The following is a 16817-nucleotide window of genomic DNA, read 5'->3' on the forward strand; positions in this document are numbered from 1 at the left end:
TTGGCGCGAGACTTCGGGCAAATTAGTGGATCACATACGCTATTCCGGGGTTGGTGCGAGACTTCTGGCAAAATAGTGGATCACATACGCTATTCGGGGGTTGGTGCGGGACTTCGGGCAAAATAGCGGATCACATACGCGATGCGGGGGGTGGTGCGCGACTTCGGGCAAAATAGCGGATCACATACGCGATGCGGGGGGTGGTGCGCGACTTCGGGCAAAATAGCGGATCACATACGCGATGCGGGGGGTGGTGCGCGACTTCGGGCAAAATAGCGGATCACATACGCGATGCGGGGGGTGGTGCGCGACTTCGGGCAAAATAGCGGATCACATACGCGATGCGGGGGGTGGTGCGCGACTTCGGGCAAAATAGCGGATCACATACGCTCTTCGGGGGTTGGTGCGAGACTTCGGGCAAAATAGCGGATCACATACGCTATTTGGGGGATGGTGCGAGACTTCGGGCAAAATAGCGGATCACATACGCTATTCGGGGGTTGGTGCGAGACTTCGGGCAAAATAGCGGATCACATACGCTATTCGGGGGTTGGTGCGAGACAACGCGAAGACCCCCGCGTCCGTTATGGAATGCGGGGGGTTTAACATGTCACGCTTGCGGGCGGATATGAATCGGCTACATTCCAATCTCGCTTCTGCTGAGTCCAAGTCTCGTCTCGGCTGCGTCCGGGTCCAGCTTACGCCCGGCTCTGACGATTCCCGGCCTAAGTCCGAGGCTTAGCCCTCCGGGTGGCGGGCGCTTCCAGCGGGTTGTCGGGCCAGTAATGCTTGGGGTAGCGGCCCCGCAGGTCCTTGCGGACCTCGAAATAGGCGCCTTGCCAGAAGCTGGCCAAATCCCGCGTCACCTGCACCGGGCGCTGGGCCGGCGACAGCAGCCGCAAGGTCAGCGGCACCCGACCACCCGCGATCCGCGGCGTGTCGGACTGCCCGAACATCTCCTGCAGACGCACGTCGAGAGCCGGCGCGTCCGGGTCCGAGTAGTCGATCGGCAGCCGCGAACCGCTCGGCACCGTCCAATGGGTCGGAGCAAGCCGGTCCATCTCCCGCCGCTGCTCCCAAGTCAGCAAGGTCTCGAGCGCCGACTTCAGATCCAGCCGCTGCAGATCGGCCAGGCTTCTCATGCCTTCCGCGGAAGGAGCCAACCAATCCTCCAGCGCCGCAGCCAGCGCTTCGTCCGACAAATCCGGCCAAGACGGATCGCTTCGGCGCAGGAAAACCGCGCGCTCCTGGTATTGCCGGGCCGCCTTCGACCAAGGCAACGCCTCCAGCCCGACTGCCCGGACACCCTCCAGCAAGGCCGCGGTCACCGCTTCGGCCGGCGGCGACGCCAACGGCCGCTCTTCCAGCAGCAAAGCGCCCAGCTTGCGCCGGACGCGGGCCCGGACCGCCTTGACGCCGGCATCCCATGATACCGTCCGCTCCTCCGTAACGGCTTCGGGAAAATGCTGAAGCAGATCCGCCAACGACACCGGAGCGGCCAGCCGGATGCGCGCTTCCGCACCGGCGTCTTCCACGTCCGCCGCCGCGATCCATTCGGCGCCGGCCGGCGGGGAATCGCCCGGCAGCGCCGCGCCGCGTCCGCCGCTGAGCAAATACTTGCCGTTCTCCCGGCTCCGGCCGATCCGGTCCGGATAGGCGAACGCCAGCAGCAAGCCGCAAGCCAAGTCCGACTGCCCCGGAGTGCCGCCCCCGCCGTCCCGTCGACCCGCAACGCCGCATTCCCTTTTCAACCGCGCGGCTTCTTCCCTCAGCCGGCGTCGAACGGCCTCATCCATGGCGAGCGGTCCTTGCCCGTGCAGAGCTTCCAGCCGATGGCGAAAATCGGCGTCCGCCGCCCCTCCGCCGGCGACCGGCCGTCCTTCTCCGAGCAATACCGCCGTTTCGCACGCCAAGTCTCCATAGCCGAGCGGCAACGCGCGCAAGATCATATGGGCCAGCCGGGGATGCAACCCGAACGCGGCCATCCGCCTGCCATGGGCCGTGACCGTGCCGTCCGCCCCAAGCGCGCCCAGCGAAGCCAGCAGCTCCCGGGCCTGCTGCACGGCCGGCGCGGGCGGCGGATCGAGCCAGCGCAGTTCCTGCGGATCCGGCGTTCCCCAAACGGCCAGCTCCAGCACCAGCGGAGCGAGATCGGCCTCGCGGATTTCCGGAACGTTCGCGGGCGGCAGCCGCCGCTGCTCTTCCTCGCTCCACAAGCGATAGCACGCCCCGGGCTGAAGGCGTCCCGCCCGGCCCCGGCGCTGATCCGCGGACGCCGCCGACACCGCCGCCGTCTCCAGCCGGGCCATGCCCGTACGGGGCGAAAAGCGGGATACCCGGGACAAGCCGCCGTCGATGACGACCGTGATCCCTTCGACGGTCAAGCTCGTTTCCGCCACGGAGGTCGACAGCACGATCTTGCGCTCTCCCTCCGCGGAAGGCGCCAAAGCGCGGTCCTGCTCCTCCGGCGGCAGGCTTCCGTGCAGAGGGAAAATCCGCACGGACGCCCCGGACCGCGTCCCGAGCACGGCCCTAAGCCTGCGCTCCGCGGCGCGGATTTCCGCCATTCCCGGCAAAAACGCGAGCACGTCTCCTTCCCGTTCCCGCAGCGCTTCCTCCACGACCGGCAGAAGGGCTTCGTCCACAGGCATCCCCGCCCGCGCGGGCGGCCGGTACAGCGTCTCCACGGAATATTGGCGTCCCGCGCTTTCGATCACCGGCGCGTCTCCCAGCAGGCGGGCGACCGGTTCGGCTTCGATCGTGGCGCTCATGACGAGAAGCCGCAAATCGTCCCGCAGCAGCTCCCTCGTCTGCAAGCAGAGCGCGAGGCCCAGGTCGGCCTGCAGGCTCCGTTCATGGAATTCGTCGAAAATGACCAGCCCGACGTCCGTCAGGCCCGGATCGTCCTGCAGCATCCGGGTCAGCACGCCTTCGGTCACGACCTCGACGCGGGTTTGCGGGCCGGCCTTCGTGTCCATCCGCACCCGATAGCCGACCGTTCCGCCGACCGGTTCCCCCAGCAAGGCCGACATGAACCGGGCCGCGCTCCGCGCGGCAAGCCGCCTCGGCTCCAGCATCACGATTTTGCGGCCGGCCAGCCAGGGCTCGTCCAGCAGCGCGAGCGGCACGCGCGTCGTCTTGCCCGCGCCCGGCGCCGCGACGAGCACGGCGCTTCGCGCTCCCGCGAGCGCCTCCTTCAGCCGCGGCAAGGCGGACTCCACCGGCAGTTCCTTCGTCACCTTCATGCCTCCGTCTTCGAGCGTATGCTGCATCCAGCTTACCATTTTCCCGGAGTGACGGAAACCGCCCCCATTCAAGGGGCAAGTGTCTCAATTGCCGATCGCTTGCGCGAAACCGGACCTCCAGGTCGGAAACAGAGGCTTCCATCCGTACGCGTTCCGCGCCTTGGCATTCGAGGCGCCGCGCTCCCATGCCTGCCTTCCCGGCTGATATTCCGGAGCGGGGGCCTTCAGGACCTCGGCATAGATCGGCAGCCACTCGGTACCCGCGGCAGGCTCGTCATCCGCGACGTTCACCGGTCCGTCCGGCCAATCCAGCGCCAGCAAGGCCGCGTTCGCGGCATCCTCCACATGCAGGAATGACCGGACCCCGTCGGTGGCCGGCAACTCGCGGTTCCGTACGCTTTCCGCTACCGTACCCCCGGCTTCGTACCAGGTGCCGGGTCCGTAAAGCATCCCGTATCGAAGAATAACGGAATGGGGCATTTCGGCCACCGCGTTCTCCAGCGCCGCGACGCCGTCGATCGTTCGTTTCCTGGGACTGGTGGCGCCCAGGTCAAGCGGAACGTCTTCCGTCGCGGGAACCTCTCCGGGCTCGTAGGCCCAGGCGATGCTTTGCGCGATCATCCGCTTCACGCCCGCGGCTCGTGCCGCATACACCAAATGGCGGGTTCCCTCGATCCGAATCCTGGCGTTCTCTTCCAAATTCCATTCGCCGAGCGAAGTCAACTGATGGATGACGACATCCGGCCGGACGTCCGCGACTGCCGCCCGCACCCCGTCCCGGTCGTACGCGTCGGCGACGACGGCCTTCGCGCCGAACGCGCGGATGAGCTCCCCGCGCTCGGCCGCATGCGTCATGCCGACCACTTCGTGGCCCGCCTGCACCAGCTTGGGCAGCAGCAACCGGCCGATCGCTCCCGTGGCGCCTGCGACAAAGATTTTCATATCCGATAGCCTCCTCATGGAATAACATCCGGAATCGCAGTCGGAATTCCGGTTTTTACGCGGCGGAGCGGACCGCCGGTTTCGCGCTTTGCCGAACGATCCGGCATTGGACGATCATCAGCGCCAGCATGACGGCGATCAACCCCAGCTCCGCCTCGCCGAAGGAAAGCGACGCGTCGTGCGTCCACCCTACCCAGATCGGTCCCGCGGCGGCGATCAAATATCCCGCCGATTGCGTCATCGCCGCCCAAGAGACGGCCTCCCGCGGATTCGACGCCGCATCGATGGGAAGCAAGGTGCCGAGAGCGAACAGCATTCCGGAGCCCAATCCGCATATCAGTACGGCTAACCAGAGACACGCCGGGCATACGATCAGGATAAGCCCGGCTAACACCAGGATTGACGCGGCAAGCAGCCATGTCAAGCGGGAAGGGTATCGCCGCAGCAGCATCTGCAGGATCCATCCGCTCGGAATTTGGATCACGGAGAATACCGTGAAAAGCGTCCCGGCGTAGAGGCGGGAAGCGCCCGCGCTCTGGAGCATCGGCGGCAGCCATGCGAGCAACGAATAAAAGACGAGCGCCATCAGCCCGAAATGGATGGTGAGCAGCCAAGCTTTCGCGTTGCTCCACGGCAGCTTCTGCACGGGAGGTCCGACAGCCGGCTTTGACGGTTCTTCGGCCTGCCGCCCGATCGCGCCGAACCAGACCGGAACGGCTGCGAGAGCGAGAAGGGCCCATAGGGCAAGCGCCGTTTGCCAGGAATGGAGTTTCGATTGCACCGGAGCGGACAAGCCGGCGCCTAAAGCCGCCCCCGACGACAGCGCCATGGCGTAGACGGCGGTCATCATCGGGGCGTTGCGGGGGCCGGCTTTTTTGATGATTCCGGACAACAGCGGGCCCATTACGGCGATGCCGATGCCGGTCAAGCAAGCGGTAGACAGCAGAAGCGGCGGGGAAAACGCGGCCAACCGCAACAGCGTGCCGGCGCCGATCAGGACGAGTGACCAGCCGATCACGCGTTCCTGTCCGAAGCGGCTGCCGAGCCCTGCGGAGATCGGCGAGAGAACCGCCATGCAGAGGACCGGGATCGATGTCAGCAAACTGGCGGCGGACGCGTTCATCCCCAAATCGCTTCGGATGAGGTCCAGCACGGGAGAGACGGAGCTGATCGCCGGCCTTAAATTCAGCGAGGCGATGAATAGCGCGGCAATCAGCCATCCCGCCGAGAGCGGCTTCCCGTTCCCTCGACTCATGTTCATCACCTCCCCCCTGTTCCGCGGTATTGACATCTTTAGCCTAGCAAAATAAATTGGTATCATTCAGATCCACTTTCCATCAATTTCGATCATACCAATTTCATACGAAGGGACGCGTCGCATGATGAATCGTTCTTCCTCCGGCGCTGCGGAAACGAAATCGAAACGAATCTACGACCTGCTGCGGGAACGGATTTTCCAGAACCGATACGCGGCGGGTGACCGGCTTCCTTCGACGAGGGATCTCTCGGGCGAGCTTGGGGTGTCGCGGTCGACCGTCGTGGAAGTCTACGAGCAGCTCATCGCGGAAGGGTATTTGGAGAGCCGGCCGGGCTCGGGAACCTACGTCGCGAATCTGGGAAAACGGCAGCGCTCCGAAGCGTTCCCTCACGCAGCGAAGGAAGACGGCGCTCCGGCCGGGCTTCCGGAAAATCCGGTTCCCTTTCGCGGCATCGATTTCCGCCCGAGCTTTCCGGCCCTGGATTCCGTTCCGGTCCGAAAATGGAAGGAAGCCGCCTTAACCGCGCTCGATCAGGCTTCCGCGGCGGATTTCGGCTACGCTGAAGATCCGGCCGGGAGGGAGGATCTTCGCGTGATCCTGTGCCGGCTGCTGCTGCATTCGAAGGGGATTCGCTGCAAGCCGTCGCAGGTCATCGTGACTTCCGGCGCGACGCAGGCGATCGCCCTGCTGTGCCGGCTATTGTTGCAGCCCGGCGACGTCGTCGCCACGGAGGATCCGATGGCTCCTTTCATCCGGCAAATCTTCGTGTCTACCGGCGCGGAGCTCCTCCCGGTTCCCGTGGACGAACACGGCTTGCGCGTCGAGGAACTGCCGGCGACTCCGAGGCCGAAGTGCGTGTACGTCACGCCTTCGCATCAATTTCCCCTGGGCGGCATTCTCTCCATCGGGAGGCGTTTTCAGCTTCTGGAGTACGCCCGGCAGACCGGCTGTTATGTGATCGAAGACGATTACGACAGCGATTTCCGCTATGAAGGCATGCCGATTCACGCGCTGAGGGAGCTGGACGAGGAACGCGTCGTCTACGTCGGAACGTTCAGCAAAACGTTGTTCCCCGCCCTGCGGATCGGTTACATGATCGTTCCGCATCATTTGCTCGACCCGCTTCTTCGGCTGAAGCGTCTGATGGACATGCACGGCCCGACTTTGCCGCAAGCCGCCCTCGCGAGATTCATCGCGGAGCGGCATTTCGAACGCCATGTCGCCCGCATGAAGCGCGTCTACGGCAAAAAACGGAGCCTTCTCATCGCTTGCCTGCGGGATACGTTCGGAAACGGGGTCCGAATATCGGGGGATGCGGCGGGCTTGCATCTGATCGCGGAATGGCCGGACTGCCGGTTCGACTCCCGGACGGTTGCGCTGCTGGAGCGGCAGCAGATCCGAATTTACCCTGCGGAGAGATACGCGATCGTCCGGGGGAAGCATGAAAACCGGCTCGTCATGGGGTTCGGCAACTTGGCGGAATCGCAAGTAGAAGAGGGAGTGCGGGCGATCGCGGAAATCGGACCGGGGATCATTCGGCGATAAAATTTCGCAACAATTCGGCCACCTGTGCGAAGACGGCTGGGAGAAAGAAATCATCACGAGACATGTCTGGCACCTAAGCAAGGAGTGGGTAAGTGCCCGCGACCTGCCAAAACATTAAGAAGATCGCCAATATCCTGGCCAAGAAGGCTGGATGATCGGCGATCTGCTTCATTTCATGCTCGAATACGGGTTTCTTCCCGTTCCGATCATGAATCAAAAACAAAATTCGTCAACAATCTGAACTCCATCGAAGGTCTTTCGAAGACGAGCGACCGCGTTAAGCCGAAGTTTTTCCAAGTACGAAAAGTTGTTTGCGCTATATTCCCTCAGTGAACTTAAACTTTCCGCATCGTTGAAAAAGGCCGCCCCCGCCCTCTCCCCGCGCTCCGCGGGGAAAGGAGCGGAAAGCGGCTCCTGCTCGTATTTAGCTCATGCTCCTAATCGCTCCTGCCCGCAATTAGGGAGCATGCGAAAATCGGCTTCCCATTCCGGCGTACGCCGCCAACGATCAGCCTCTTTTCCTGCGCGTGATGACGTCGAAAATGACCGCCGCCGCCAGCACGGCGCCGCGGATCATGTACTGGTAGGAGATGCCGACGCCGAGCAGGTTCATCCCGCTCGTCAGCGAAGCCATGACGATCGCCCCGATGATGGAGCCGGTCACTTTGCCGACGCCGCCGGCCGCCGACACGCCGCCGACGTACGCGGCCGCGATCGCATCCAGCTCGAACAGCGTGCCGGCGGTCGTCGTCGCGGATTGCAGGCGGGAGGTGAAAAGAATGCCGGAAAGCGCGGAGAGGAGCCCCATGGAACCGAACACGATGTACGTAATCTTCTTGACGTTGATTCCGCTGAGGTGCGCTGCTTCCGGATTGCTGCCCACGGCGTAAATGTGCCGCCCGAGCACCGTTTTGGTCGACAGGAAATGGTACACGAGAACGACGAACACCATGATGACGACCGTCCAGGAGAAGCCGTTGTAGCCGGCGATGATCCAGGTGATGTAAGCGATGATGGCCGATACGAACACGAGCTTGACCGCGAAAATGCCGCCGGACACGACTTCGAATCCGTATTTCAGCTTGTTCCGGCGGTTGGATACCTCGGAGAGGATATACAGCACGATCGCGACCACGCCCAAAATCAGCGAGAGCAGGCTGAGCCCGCCGACCGTGGAGATCGCCGGAATGTATCCGTTGCCGATCGCGTTGAAATCCTCGTCCTTGATGATGATGGTGCCGGTCTTCTCCGTCACGCGCAGCAGCGCGCCGCGGAAAATGAGCATGCCCGCGAGCGAGGCGACGAACGACGGTATGCCGAGGGAAGCGACGAGAAAACCGTTGATCATGCCGGCCGCGATGCCGAGCACGAGCACGATCGGGATGATCAGCCATATCGGGACGCCGGCCTGGGTCAGCAGGATGGCGGCTATCGCCCCCATGAAGCCCGCCGCGAAGCCGACCGACAAGTCGATATGGCGGATGACGATGACCAGCGTCATGCCGACGGCCAGCACGGCGATGTACCCCGTGGCGTCCAGCAGATTGCTGATGTTGCGGGAAGACATGAACAATCCGTCCGTCAGAATCGAGAAGATGAGCATGATCACGAACAAGGCGATATACATGCCGTATTCGCGAATATTGAACTTGACCAGCGATTTCGCCTCTTGGACGAAGTTCGTCTTCGGCTCCATCTTCAACTCATGCGAAACGTTCATCGGTGCTCCTCCTATGATCGGGAGTCAAACTTTCCCCTATTGCGACTATTGCGTGGCGAAATGCATGATTTTTTCCTGGTCGGCCTCTTCGGCCGGCAATTCGCCCTTGATCCGGCCTTCGGCCATGATGTAGATGCGGTCGCTCATGCCGAGCACTTCCCCGAGTTCGGACGAAATCATGATGATGCTCATTCCTTGGGCGATCAGCTCGTTCATGATCGAATAGATCTCGAACTTGGCTCCGACGTCGATGCCCCGCGTCGGCTCGTCCAGGATCAGCAGCTGCGGGCCGGCGAACAACCATTTGCCGAGCGACACCTTCTGCTGGTTGCCCCCGCTCAGCTTGCCGACGATCTGCTCGATGGACGGCGCTTTTACGTTTAAGGACTCCTTGTAGCGGAAGGCGGCTTTGATTTCCTCGTTCTCGTTGATCCAGCCCCCCGAAGCGAGCTTGCCCAGGTTCGCCGCCGATAGGTTGCTCTTGATGTCCTGAATCAGGAACAGCCCGTTGCCTTTGCGGTCTTCGGTGACGTAGGCGATTCCCTCCCGGATGGCGTCGCCGGGCAGGCGGAACGTTCGGGGGGCGCCGTTAACCAGAAGCTCGCCCTGCAGTTTATAGGATTTGGGATTGCCGAAAATGCTGAGCGCGAGCTCCGTCCGCCCCGAACCCATCAAACCGGCGATTCCGACGATTTCTCCTCTCCGCACGTGCAGGTTCGCGTCCGTCACGACGTTCCGGCCGGCCTGCGGGTCGTAAGCGGTCCAATTCCGGATTTCCAGCACCTTGTCTCCGAACCGCTTGTTGGCCCGCTTCGGATAAATATCCTCGATCTCGCGGCCGACCATGTTCCGGATGATGACGTTCTCGGAAATCTCGCCTTTCGCCGCGTCGAGCGTGCAGATCGTCCGTCCGTCCCGAAGCACGGTCGCCTTGTCCGCGATGGAAATGACTTCCTTCAGCTTATGGGAGATCATAATGCAGGTAATGCCTTGTTTCTTGAGTTCGCGCAGCAGCTGCAGCAGATTCTCGCTGTCGTTCTCGTTCAGCGCCGCGGTCGGTTCGTCCAAAATGAGCAGTTTGACGTCTTTGCTGAGCGCCTTGGCGATTTCCACGAGCTGCTGCTTCCCGACGCCCAAATCTTTGACCGGCGTCTCGGGACCCACGTCCAGCTTCACTTTCCGCAGCATCTGCTTGGCCTTGACGATCGTCTGGTTCCAGTCCATGAGCGCGCCGCGCTTCACTTCGTTGCCCGCGAAAATATTCTCGTAGACGGACAAGTCCGGGAACAGCGCCAGCTCCTGATAAATGATCACGATGCCGGCTTTCACGCTGTCGCTGATCGTCTCGAACGCTTGCGGTTTGCCGTCGAACACGATCTCGCCCTTATACGTGCCGTGGGGGTGCACGCCGCTGAGCACTTTCATCAGCGTCGATTTGCCCGCCCCGTTCTCGCCGACCAAGCAATGGATTTCGCCTCTTCCGACCTTGAAGCTGACGTCCGTGAGCGCCTTGACGCCCGTGAACTCCTTGGAGATGCCGTTCATCTCTAAAATATAGCTGCTCATGGTTTGCACTCCTTAGCCGTACGACTCTTACAACGGCGGAATAGTGATAGACGAATCTATCACTATCCCGCGTTGCCTATTCAGACTGGCGTTTAAAGGCCTTGGAAGTCGCCGGCTTGATAATAGCCGGACTCGACGAGTTCCTTCTTGATGTTGTCTTTGTCGACGGTGATGACGGGCGTTTGCTTCGACGGGACTTTGATTTGGCCGTTGTCGTATTCGCCGGTCGTCTGCGGCTTTTTGCCGTCGAGGATGTCGACCGCCATGCCGATCGCGTCTTTGACGAGCGTGCGGACGTCTTTGAATACCGTCATGGATTGCTTGCCGTCGATGATGTACTGGCCGGTCGCCTTTTCGGCGTCTTGACCCGTGATCACGGCGCTCGTGATCGCGCCGTCGGAATGGAACACGTCCGCGATGGAGCGGGCCGTGCCGTCGTTCGGCGCCAGGACGAGCACGTCGCCTTTCATGTCGGCGGCAGCCGCGGTCAAGTGGGTTTGGGCTTTGTTTTTCGCTTCGTTCGGATCCCAGTTCGTCGTGACCTGGCCGATGATCTTGCTCATTTCCTCGCGGGACAGCTTCGCTTTCCCCTTCAAGGCTTCCGCTTCGCTGGAGTTGGCGATCTTGAACGAGCCGTCGGCGATCTTCGGCTGCAGGACGTTCCAAGCGCCTTCGAAGAAGAGGAACGCGTTGTTGTCGGAAGCGGCGCCCGCGTATAGGTACAGCGGCTGGCCGCCTCCCTTCGAGTGGTCGACCAGGTATTGCGCCTGGGCCGCGCCGACCGAGATGCTGTCGAACGTCACGTAATAGTCGACGGCGTCCGTGTTCGTAATCAGACGGTCGTAGGAGATGACCGTGATGCCTTCCTTCTTGGCGGATTCAACCGCCGCGGCGGCGGCGTTGCCGTCGAACGGGCATATGATGAGGACTTTGATGCCTTTATTGATCAAGGTCTCGACGTTTTCCTTCTCTTTGGCGGAAGAGCCTTGGCTGAACAGGATTTCCGTCGAGTACTTCGTGTCTTTCAGCGCGGCTTTGAAGCGTTCTTCGTCTTGCAGCCATCTCGTCTCGTCTTTCGTCGGGAGTACGATCCCCACGCTGACTTTGCCGCCGCCGCCGCTGCCGTTCTTGTTCCCGCAAGCGGAGACGATCGCGGCGAAGAGCGCGACGATGAGCAGAATAGCCGCCGTCTTGAAGCCTTTTCCCATGTTCGAAACCCCTTTCGACCTTTAATCGGATGGATTGCAAGACCCATATTACACCTCCTCCGGATGACGTAAGCGCTTTATCGGTAGCACTCTTTTGCAAGCTTCTATACTTTTTTAACCGGTCCCGTCACGGGGCGGCCGGACCGTACACCTCTTCCCGGGTATGGAAACCGTCGGCGATAATCGTCGCGTCGAGGTTGAATCGGTCCACGGCGATCGGTTCCAGCAGCACGGACGGCACCTCGGTTTTCCCGTTGTTGACGTGCCGGTCCGCTCCCGTCTTCTCCCCTTTCGCCAGCTGGACCGCCAGCTCCGCCGCCTTCTCGGCCAGCCGCCGGATCGGCTTGTATACGGTCATCGTCTGCGTGCCCGCGACGATCCGCCGCGCGGCTTCCAGATCCGCGTCCTGCCCGGCGACCGGGATGCGGCCCGCGAGTCCCGACTCGCCGAGGGCTTGGATGACGCTGCCGGCCGTCGAATCGTTCGCGGCGATCACCGCGTCGACCCGCCCGCGGTTCGCGGCGAGCGCGGAGCGCATGTTGGCGAGCGCGAGCGCGGGCGACCAGTCTTTCGTCCACTGATCGTAGACGACGGTGACGTCCCCGCGGTCGATCATCGGCTGGAGGACGTTGAATACGCCTCTTTTGATCAGATTCGCGTTGTTGTCCGTGTCCGCGCCCCCGATGTACACGTATTTTCCTCTCGGGACCAGCTTCGTGATCGCCTTCGCTTGCAGCTCCCCGACCTTCTCGTTATCGAAGGAAACGTACAGGTCGATATCCGCGTTTTTGACCAACCGGTCATAAGAGAGCACTTTGATGCCTACGGAGTGCGCTTTTTTGACGATCGCGGCGGTCGCCTCTGCGTCGTGGGGCACGATGACGAGAACGTCGACGCCCTGGTCGATCAGCGCTTCGGCTTGCGCGATTTGCTGGGCCTCGTCGTTATCCGCCGCCATGACGGTCACTTCCGCTCCCAAATCCGACGCGGCGGCCCGGAACAACTCGCGGTCCCTCTGCCAGCGTTCCTCGAGCAGCGTGCCCATGGAAAACCCGATCTTGATCGTTCGGCCTTCTCCGGGCGCGGTTCGGGACGATGTTTCTCCCTGCCGCGGGGCGGCCGGGGGCGTATCGGGCGGCGCGCTCGTCCCGCCGCTTCCCCCTCCGGCCAGCAGGGCGTAAACGAACAGCGCCGTCAGCGCCAGCCCGAACGGCAAAAGCCGCCATGCTCCCGCTTTCATCCGTTTCGCATCCTTCCGGTCACGCATCGCGGACGGCCTGCCCCTTTTTCCCCAGAAGTGCCTTCCGGTATTCCGTCGGCGAGACTTCGCACGTTTTCTTGAACACTTTGCTGAAATAGTTCGGGTCGTTATAGCCGACCTCGAAGGTGATTTCCTTCAGGCTCTTCCCGGGATCGGCCATCAGCTTTTTGGCTTTCTCGATCCGGCACTCGGTCAGGAAGTCGATGTAGTTGACCCCGAACTGGTCCTTGAACATCTTGCTAATGTAGAACGGGCTTAAGCCGACCCGCTTCCCGATCGCTTCCAACGAAATGTCTTCATGGGAATGCTCGGCGATGTACTGCCGGATTCGCCGGATCGCGTCCGGTCCGATCCCCGCCTGATGTTCCTCGAAAGCCTGCCTCATCCGGTCCAGCAAAAGCCCGGCTTCGGCCCTCAGCTGGCGATAGTCCTGCGACCGGAACGAGAACAGCGGCTTTTCGGCCTCCATGCCGAGCTCGGCCATCATCCGCGAGACCAGCCACAGCAGCTCCAGCGCGCGCTGCTGGGACAGCAGCAGGTCGGCGCCTTCGTTCTCGCAGCGCCGGATGAATTCGAGGACGTCCGCGCGCACCTCGTTCCACAGCCCGAGCCGGATTTTCTCGACGAACCGCTTCTCCCATTGCCGGGCCTCCCGGCCTTCGCGGACCGGGCCCAACGCCGGCATGTCGGCATACAACCGGTATTTGACGGGCAGCGTCGGTTCGATCGCGGCGATCTGGGCTTCCCGATACGACCGGCGGATTTGATCGAGCGAAGCGCACGCGTTGCCGATGCCGACGAACCAGCCTTGTCCCTCGCCGGACGGCGCGGCCGCGAGCAGCTCCCGGGCGGCGGCGACCGCCTGGGAACGGAACGATTGGCCCGGGTCGCGAAAGGCGATGATCGGGATTTGCCGTCCGTACAGCGCGCCGATCCATCCGATGCCCATTCGGCGAACCTTGGCCTTGACCGAGAGATACGACTGCTCCGAGCCGGAGGGCGTCAAGACGACCATCGCGAACTTCTCGTTCTCCGTGCTCACGCCGAGCAGGCCGACCAGTTCGTCCAAATGCACGTCGTGCACGTGGTCGAACAGCAGCTGCGTGACGATGTCGGTCTCGACGACCGGCAGCACCTTCCGCAGCGCGTTCGATTGCTGCCGGCTCGCCTCCCGGGTTCGTTTCTCCGCTTCGATCTCCCGCAGCACGCGGCTGACCGTGTCCACGATATCGGCCGCTTTGCTGGGCTTCAGCAGGTAATCCTTGACGCCGAGCTTGATCGCCTGTCGCGCGAAATCGAACGTATCGTAGGCCGTGACCATGATGAATTTGACGTCCGGATCGGCCGCGCCGATCCGCTCGATCGCTTCCAGGCCGTTCATGCCCGGCATTTTGATATCCATCAGGACCAGATCGGGGCGGAACCGCTCCGCGACCGACACCGCGACCTTCCCGTTTTTCGCCTGCTCGATGTCCAAACCGGAAATCCCTCTGCGCAGGATGGCGACCAATCCTTCCCGTTCGATCTGCTCATCGTCCACGACCAGGAGTTTCGTCATTTTACTCGGCACTCCCCGTTCTCGGTATGGTCAACACGACTTTCGTTCCTTTTCCGTTCTCGCTTACGATGCCGATAACGTCATCCATTCCATAGAACAGCCTTAACCGCTGGACCACGTTGCCGAAGCCGATTCCCGTCGAATGTCCTTCCGGCCCGGCGTCTCCGCCTTCCAGCATCCGTTCGATTCGCTCCGCCGGAATCCCGGGGCCGTCGTCCGCGATCTCGATGGTCACCCGATCGGGGCCGCCCTCGATGCGGAAAACGATAACCCCGCCTTCTTCCTTCGGCTCGACCGCGTGAATGACCGCATTCTCCACGATCGGCTGCAGCGTAAGCCCGGGAATCCGCACGTGCAGGCACGACTCGTCGATCTCCGCCCGGAATTGCAGCCGGTCGGAGAATCTCGCTTTCTGGATTTCCACGTACTGGCGGAGCACGCCCACTTCCTCGGAAAGCGAAACCGCCCGGTCCAAACGCCTCAAGTTGTAGCGAAGCAGGCCGGCGACGCTGGCCAGGAGGTCGCTCGTTTCCTCCGCGCCTTCGAGGTACGCTTTTTTGGACAGCGTGTCCAGCGTATTGAACAGGAAATGCGGATGGATCTGGCTTTGCAGGCTTCGGAGCCGGCTTTCCTGCAGGAGGAGCTTGCTCTGCTGAAGCTCCTTCTCCAGCTGCGCCTTTTGCTGGATTTCCTGGATCAGGTTGTTGATGTTGATCCGCATGCGCTCGAACATTTTGGCGAGGAAGGAGATTTCGTCGTTCGACGCGACCTCCACTCTCAGGTCGAACCGGCCCCGCGACAGTTCCTTCGCCGCCTGCGTCAATTTCCGGACCGGCCTCGTGATGCTCAAGGAGAACAAATACGTGAAGATAAGCAGCAAAAACGTGATCGTGAGCAGCAGCCAGACGCCGAGCTGGGTGAGCGCCGTGGACTTTTCGATGATGCCGCGGTAGAACCGGTCGTACGTTTTGAGGTCGGTGTCGAGCAGCGTCAGCGTCATGTCGGAAATATACTTCGAGATCCGCGTCGCCTCCGTGAACGCCAGGCTCGAATCTTCGGTTTCTTTTTCCGATTGGAACATGAGCGATCGGTCCGTCGCTTCGAGGAGGCTGTCGATCAGGTTGGCGTAGTTGGTGAGGGCGAAATCGTTTTCTCCGTTCCGCAGGTCGAGGATGTCGATTTTGGCCCGGCGAAGCCTTTCCCGGCCGCTCTCCAGCTGTCCCAGACGGTTCGAATTCGGCAGGAGCAAATAGTTGTTCAGCTCCGCGACCGTCTGTTGGCTGGCGTTCGTCACTTCATTGAGCCGAAGGTAGCGCTGCAGGATGCCGTTATACTGCTCTAAGGTTTGGCGGTTGTAGTAGGTCAGGGTCATCCAGATGGCGACCATGATGAAAAGCACGATGCCGGCGAGCGACCAGATTTTTTTCTGGATGCTGTTCATGGCGCCTCGTCCGCTTTCCGGATCCTGATGTCGGTATAGTACCCTCCCGAGTCCAGCGGGATCTGATCTCCTTTCAGCCAATCGAGGAGAAGATCCACGCCGAGCCGGCCCATCGCCTCGGGCGATTGCTCGATCATGCCGTCCAGCTTGCCGTCTTGGAACAAGGATAAGGCATCCGGACTGTCGTCGAACGTATAGATATCGTAGGGCTCGACCCGGGCCCGTCGGCCGATTTCCTGCACCATGGCGCCGGCCAGGCTCGCGTTGACGGCGACGAACGCCTCCGCGTCGGGGAATCGGTTCATGAGGTCTTGCGTCGCCGCGATGACCTGCTCCCTCGTATTCCGCGTTTCCTCGTATTCCGTCCGAATCCCGGGGTAAGCTCCCAAAGCGTCCCGGATCCCGCTCAGCCTCTGCCGCTGGTAGAAAGCGTTGCCGCTGTCCCCGAGCAGCAGGACGGTGCCGGACGGGCCCATGTCCTCGAGCAGCTGGCCGGCGATCATCCGTCCCGCCAAATACTGATTGGAACCGACGTACGTTTTGCGGAGGCTGTCCCCCATCGGCACGTCGTTCGCCACGGTGATGACGGGAATCCCGAAAAACGCCGCCTTGTACTTCGTGAGCTCCTTGAACGCATCCGAGTCCAAGCCTTGGACGATGATGCCGTCCACCTTGGCATCGATGGCGATCTCGAGTTTCTTCAGGAATTCTTCCGGATCGTTGCCGTAGCTGCCCCATACCTCAAGGCCGGCTCCGGCCTTCGCCGCTTCCCGCTTCGCGCTGTCCCCGACTCGGTCCCAGAAGGGGGTCTCGAGCTCCTGCGTAATCAGGACCAGGCGGTATTCCGCCTGCTGCCGGGCAGGCGCCCGCGGCAATTTCCATTCGGAGCGGAACGCTTTTTCGGCCGATACCGTCGTGAAATACAGCAAAACCGCGCAAATGCAGGCAAGCACGAAAATGATGAGTTTCCGCAAGGCGCCGATTCTCCGTTTCCCGCTCAGATTTCAATGGGAGGAATGAAAACCCTTTTCCAACAATGTATGCGCTTGCACCCATTGTAGCACGGAAAGCT

Annotated in this window: 11 protein-coding genes; 1 reads left to right on the plus strand and 10 read right to left on the minus strand. The window is 61.9% G+C overall.

Features of this window, described 5'->3' with window-relative positions:
* Positions 1 to 725: 725 nt before the first annotated feature.
* The 3 genes from hrpB to PTZ19_RS13905 are packed head-to-tail and all read right to left on the minus strand — an operon-like array spanning position 726 to position 5442.
* Entirely contained in the window at positions 726 to 3272 is a 2547-nt protein-coding gene (hrpB, locus tag PTZ19_RS13895; RefSeq protein ID WP_276355458.1) for an ATP-dependent helicase HrpB, read from the minus strand.
* Positions 3273 to 3329: 57 nt separating this feature from the next.
* The gene (locus PTZ19_RS13900; protein WP_276355460.1) at positions 3330 to 4187 is read right to left on the minus strand and encodes an NAD-dependent epimerase/dehydratase family protein; all 858 of its coding nucleotides are present in this window, start codon (positions 4185 to 4187) and stop codon (positions 3330 to 3332) included.
* Positions 4188 to 4242: 55 nt separating this feature from the next.
* Positions 4243 to 5442: an MFS transporter gene (locus PTZ19_RS13905; protein ID WP_276355462.1), complete on the minus strand. Its 1200-nt coding sequence runs from the start codon at positions 5440 to 5442 to the stop codon at positions 4243 to 4245.
* Positions 5443 to 5566: 124 nt separating this feature from the next.
* On the opposite strand from PTZ19_RS13905, the gene pdxR reads away from it, so the two are divergent.
* Positions 5567 to 6991: a MocR-like pyridoxine biosynthesis transcription factor PdxR gene (pdxR, locus tag PTZ19_RS13910; protein WP_276355464.1), complete on the plus strand. Its 1425-nt coding sequence runs from the start codon at positions 5567 to 5569 to the stop codon at positions 6989 to 6991.
* Between the two features lie 508 nt (positions 6992 to 7499).
* Here pdxR and PTZ19_RS13915 read toward each other — a convergent pair.
* The 7 genes from PTZ19_RS13915 to PTZ19_RS13945 form a co-directional block, all read right to left on the minus strand.
* The gene (locus PTZ19_RS13915) at positions 7500 to 8711 is read right to left on the minus strand and encodes a sugar ABC transporter permease (protein WP_276355467.1); all 1212 of its coding nucleotides are present in this window, start codon (positions 8709 to 8711) and stop codon (positions 7500 to 7502) included.
* 45 nt (positions 8712 to 8756) lie between these two features.
* A complete protein-coding gene (locus PTZ19_RS13920) occupies positions 8757 to 10277 on the minus strand; it encodes a sugar ABC transporter ATP-binding protein (RefSeq protein ID WP_276355469.1) in 1521 nt (506 codons plus the stop codon).
* A gap of 92 nt (positions 10278 to 10369) precedes the next feature.
* Positions 10370 to 11485 (minus strand): sugar ABC transporter substrate-binding protein, encoded by a 1116-nt coding sequence (locus tag PTZ19_RS13925; RefSeq protein ID WP_276355470.1) that lies wholly within the window; start codon positions 11483 to 11485, stop codon positions 10370 to 10372.
* A 127-nt stretch (positions 11486 to 11612) separates the two neighbouring features.
* Entirely contained in the window at positions 11613 to 12725 is a 1113-nt protein-coding gene (gene xylF, locus PTZ19_RS13930; RefSeq protein ID WP_276355473.1) for a D-xylose ABC transporter substrate-binding protein, read from the minus strand.
* Positions 12726 to 12744: 19 nt separating this feature from the next.
* Positions 12745 to 14304, minus strand: a complete 1560-nt coding sequence (locus PTZ19_RS13935; protein WP_276355475.1) for a response regulator — start codon at positions 14302 to 14304, stop codon at positions 12745 to 12747.
* 1 nt (position 14305) lies between these two features.
* Positions 14306 to 15745, minus strand: a complete 1440-nt coding sequence (locus PTZ19_RS13940; RefSeq protein ID WP_276355477.1) for a sensor histidine kinase — start codon at positions 15743 to 15745, stop codon at positions 14306 to 14308.
* Entirely contained in the window at positions 15742 to 16719 is a 978-nt protein-coding gene (locus tag PTZ19_RS13945; protein WP_276355480.1) for a substrate-binding domain-containing protein, read from the minus strand. The genes PTZ19_RS13940 and PTZ19_RS13945 overlap by 4 nt, the downstream gene beginning before the upstream one ends.
* Positions 16720 to 16817 lie beyond the last annotated feature (98 nt).

The sequence above is a fragment of the Cohnella caldifontis genome (assembly GCF_029360585.1).
In the GTDB taxonomy this organism is placed as follows: domain Bacteria; phylum Bacillota; class Bacilli; order Paenibacillales; family Paenibacillaceae; genus Cohnella; species Cohnella caldifontis.

Coding starts and splice junctions, on each gene's coding strand:
- hrpB (WP_276355458.1), bottom strand. CDS start 3,272: ATGCAGCATACGCTCGAAGACGGAGGCATGAAGGTGACGAAGGAACTG.
- PTZ19_RS13935 (WP_276355475.1), bottom strand. CDS start 14,304: ATGACGAAACTCCTGGTCGTGGACGATGAGCAGATCGAACGGGAAGGA.
- PTZ19_RS13925 (WP_276355470.1), bottom strand. CDS start 11,485: ATGGGAAAAGGCTTCAAGACGGCGGCTATTCTGCTCATCGTCGCGCTC.
- PTZ19_RS13900 (WP_276355460.1), bottom strand. CDS start 4,187: ATGAAAATCTTTGTCGCAGGCGCCACGGGAGCGATCGGCCGGTTGCTG.
- PTZ19_RS13940 (WP_276355477.1), bottom strand. CDS start 15,745: ATGAACAGCATCCAGAAAAAAATCTGGTCGCTCGCCGGCATCGTGCTT.
- PTZ19_RS13905 (WP_276355462.1), bottom strand. CDS start 5,442: ATGAGTCGAGGGAACGGGAAGCCGCTCTCGGCGGGATGGCTGATTGCC.
- pdxR (WP_276355464.1), top strand. CDS start 5,567: ATGATGAATCGTTCTTCCTCCGGCGCTGCGGAAACGAAATCGAAACGA.
- PTZ19_RS13920 (WP_276355469.1), bottom strand. CDS start 10,277: ATGAGCAGCTATATTTTAGAGATGAACGGCATCTCCAAGGAGTTCACG.
- PTZ19_RS13915 (WP_276355467.1), bottom strand. CDS start 8,711: ATGAACGTTTCGCATGAGTTGAAGATGGAGCCGAAGACGAACTTCGTC.
- xylF (WP_276355473.1), bottom strand. CDS start 12,725: ATGAAAGCGGGAGCATGGCGGCTTTTGCCGTTCGGGCTGGCGCTGACG.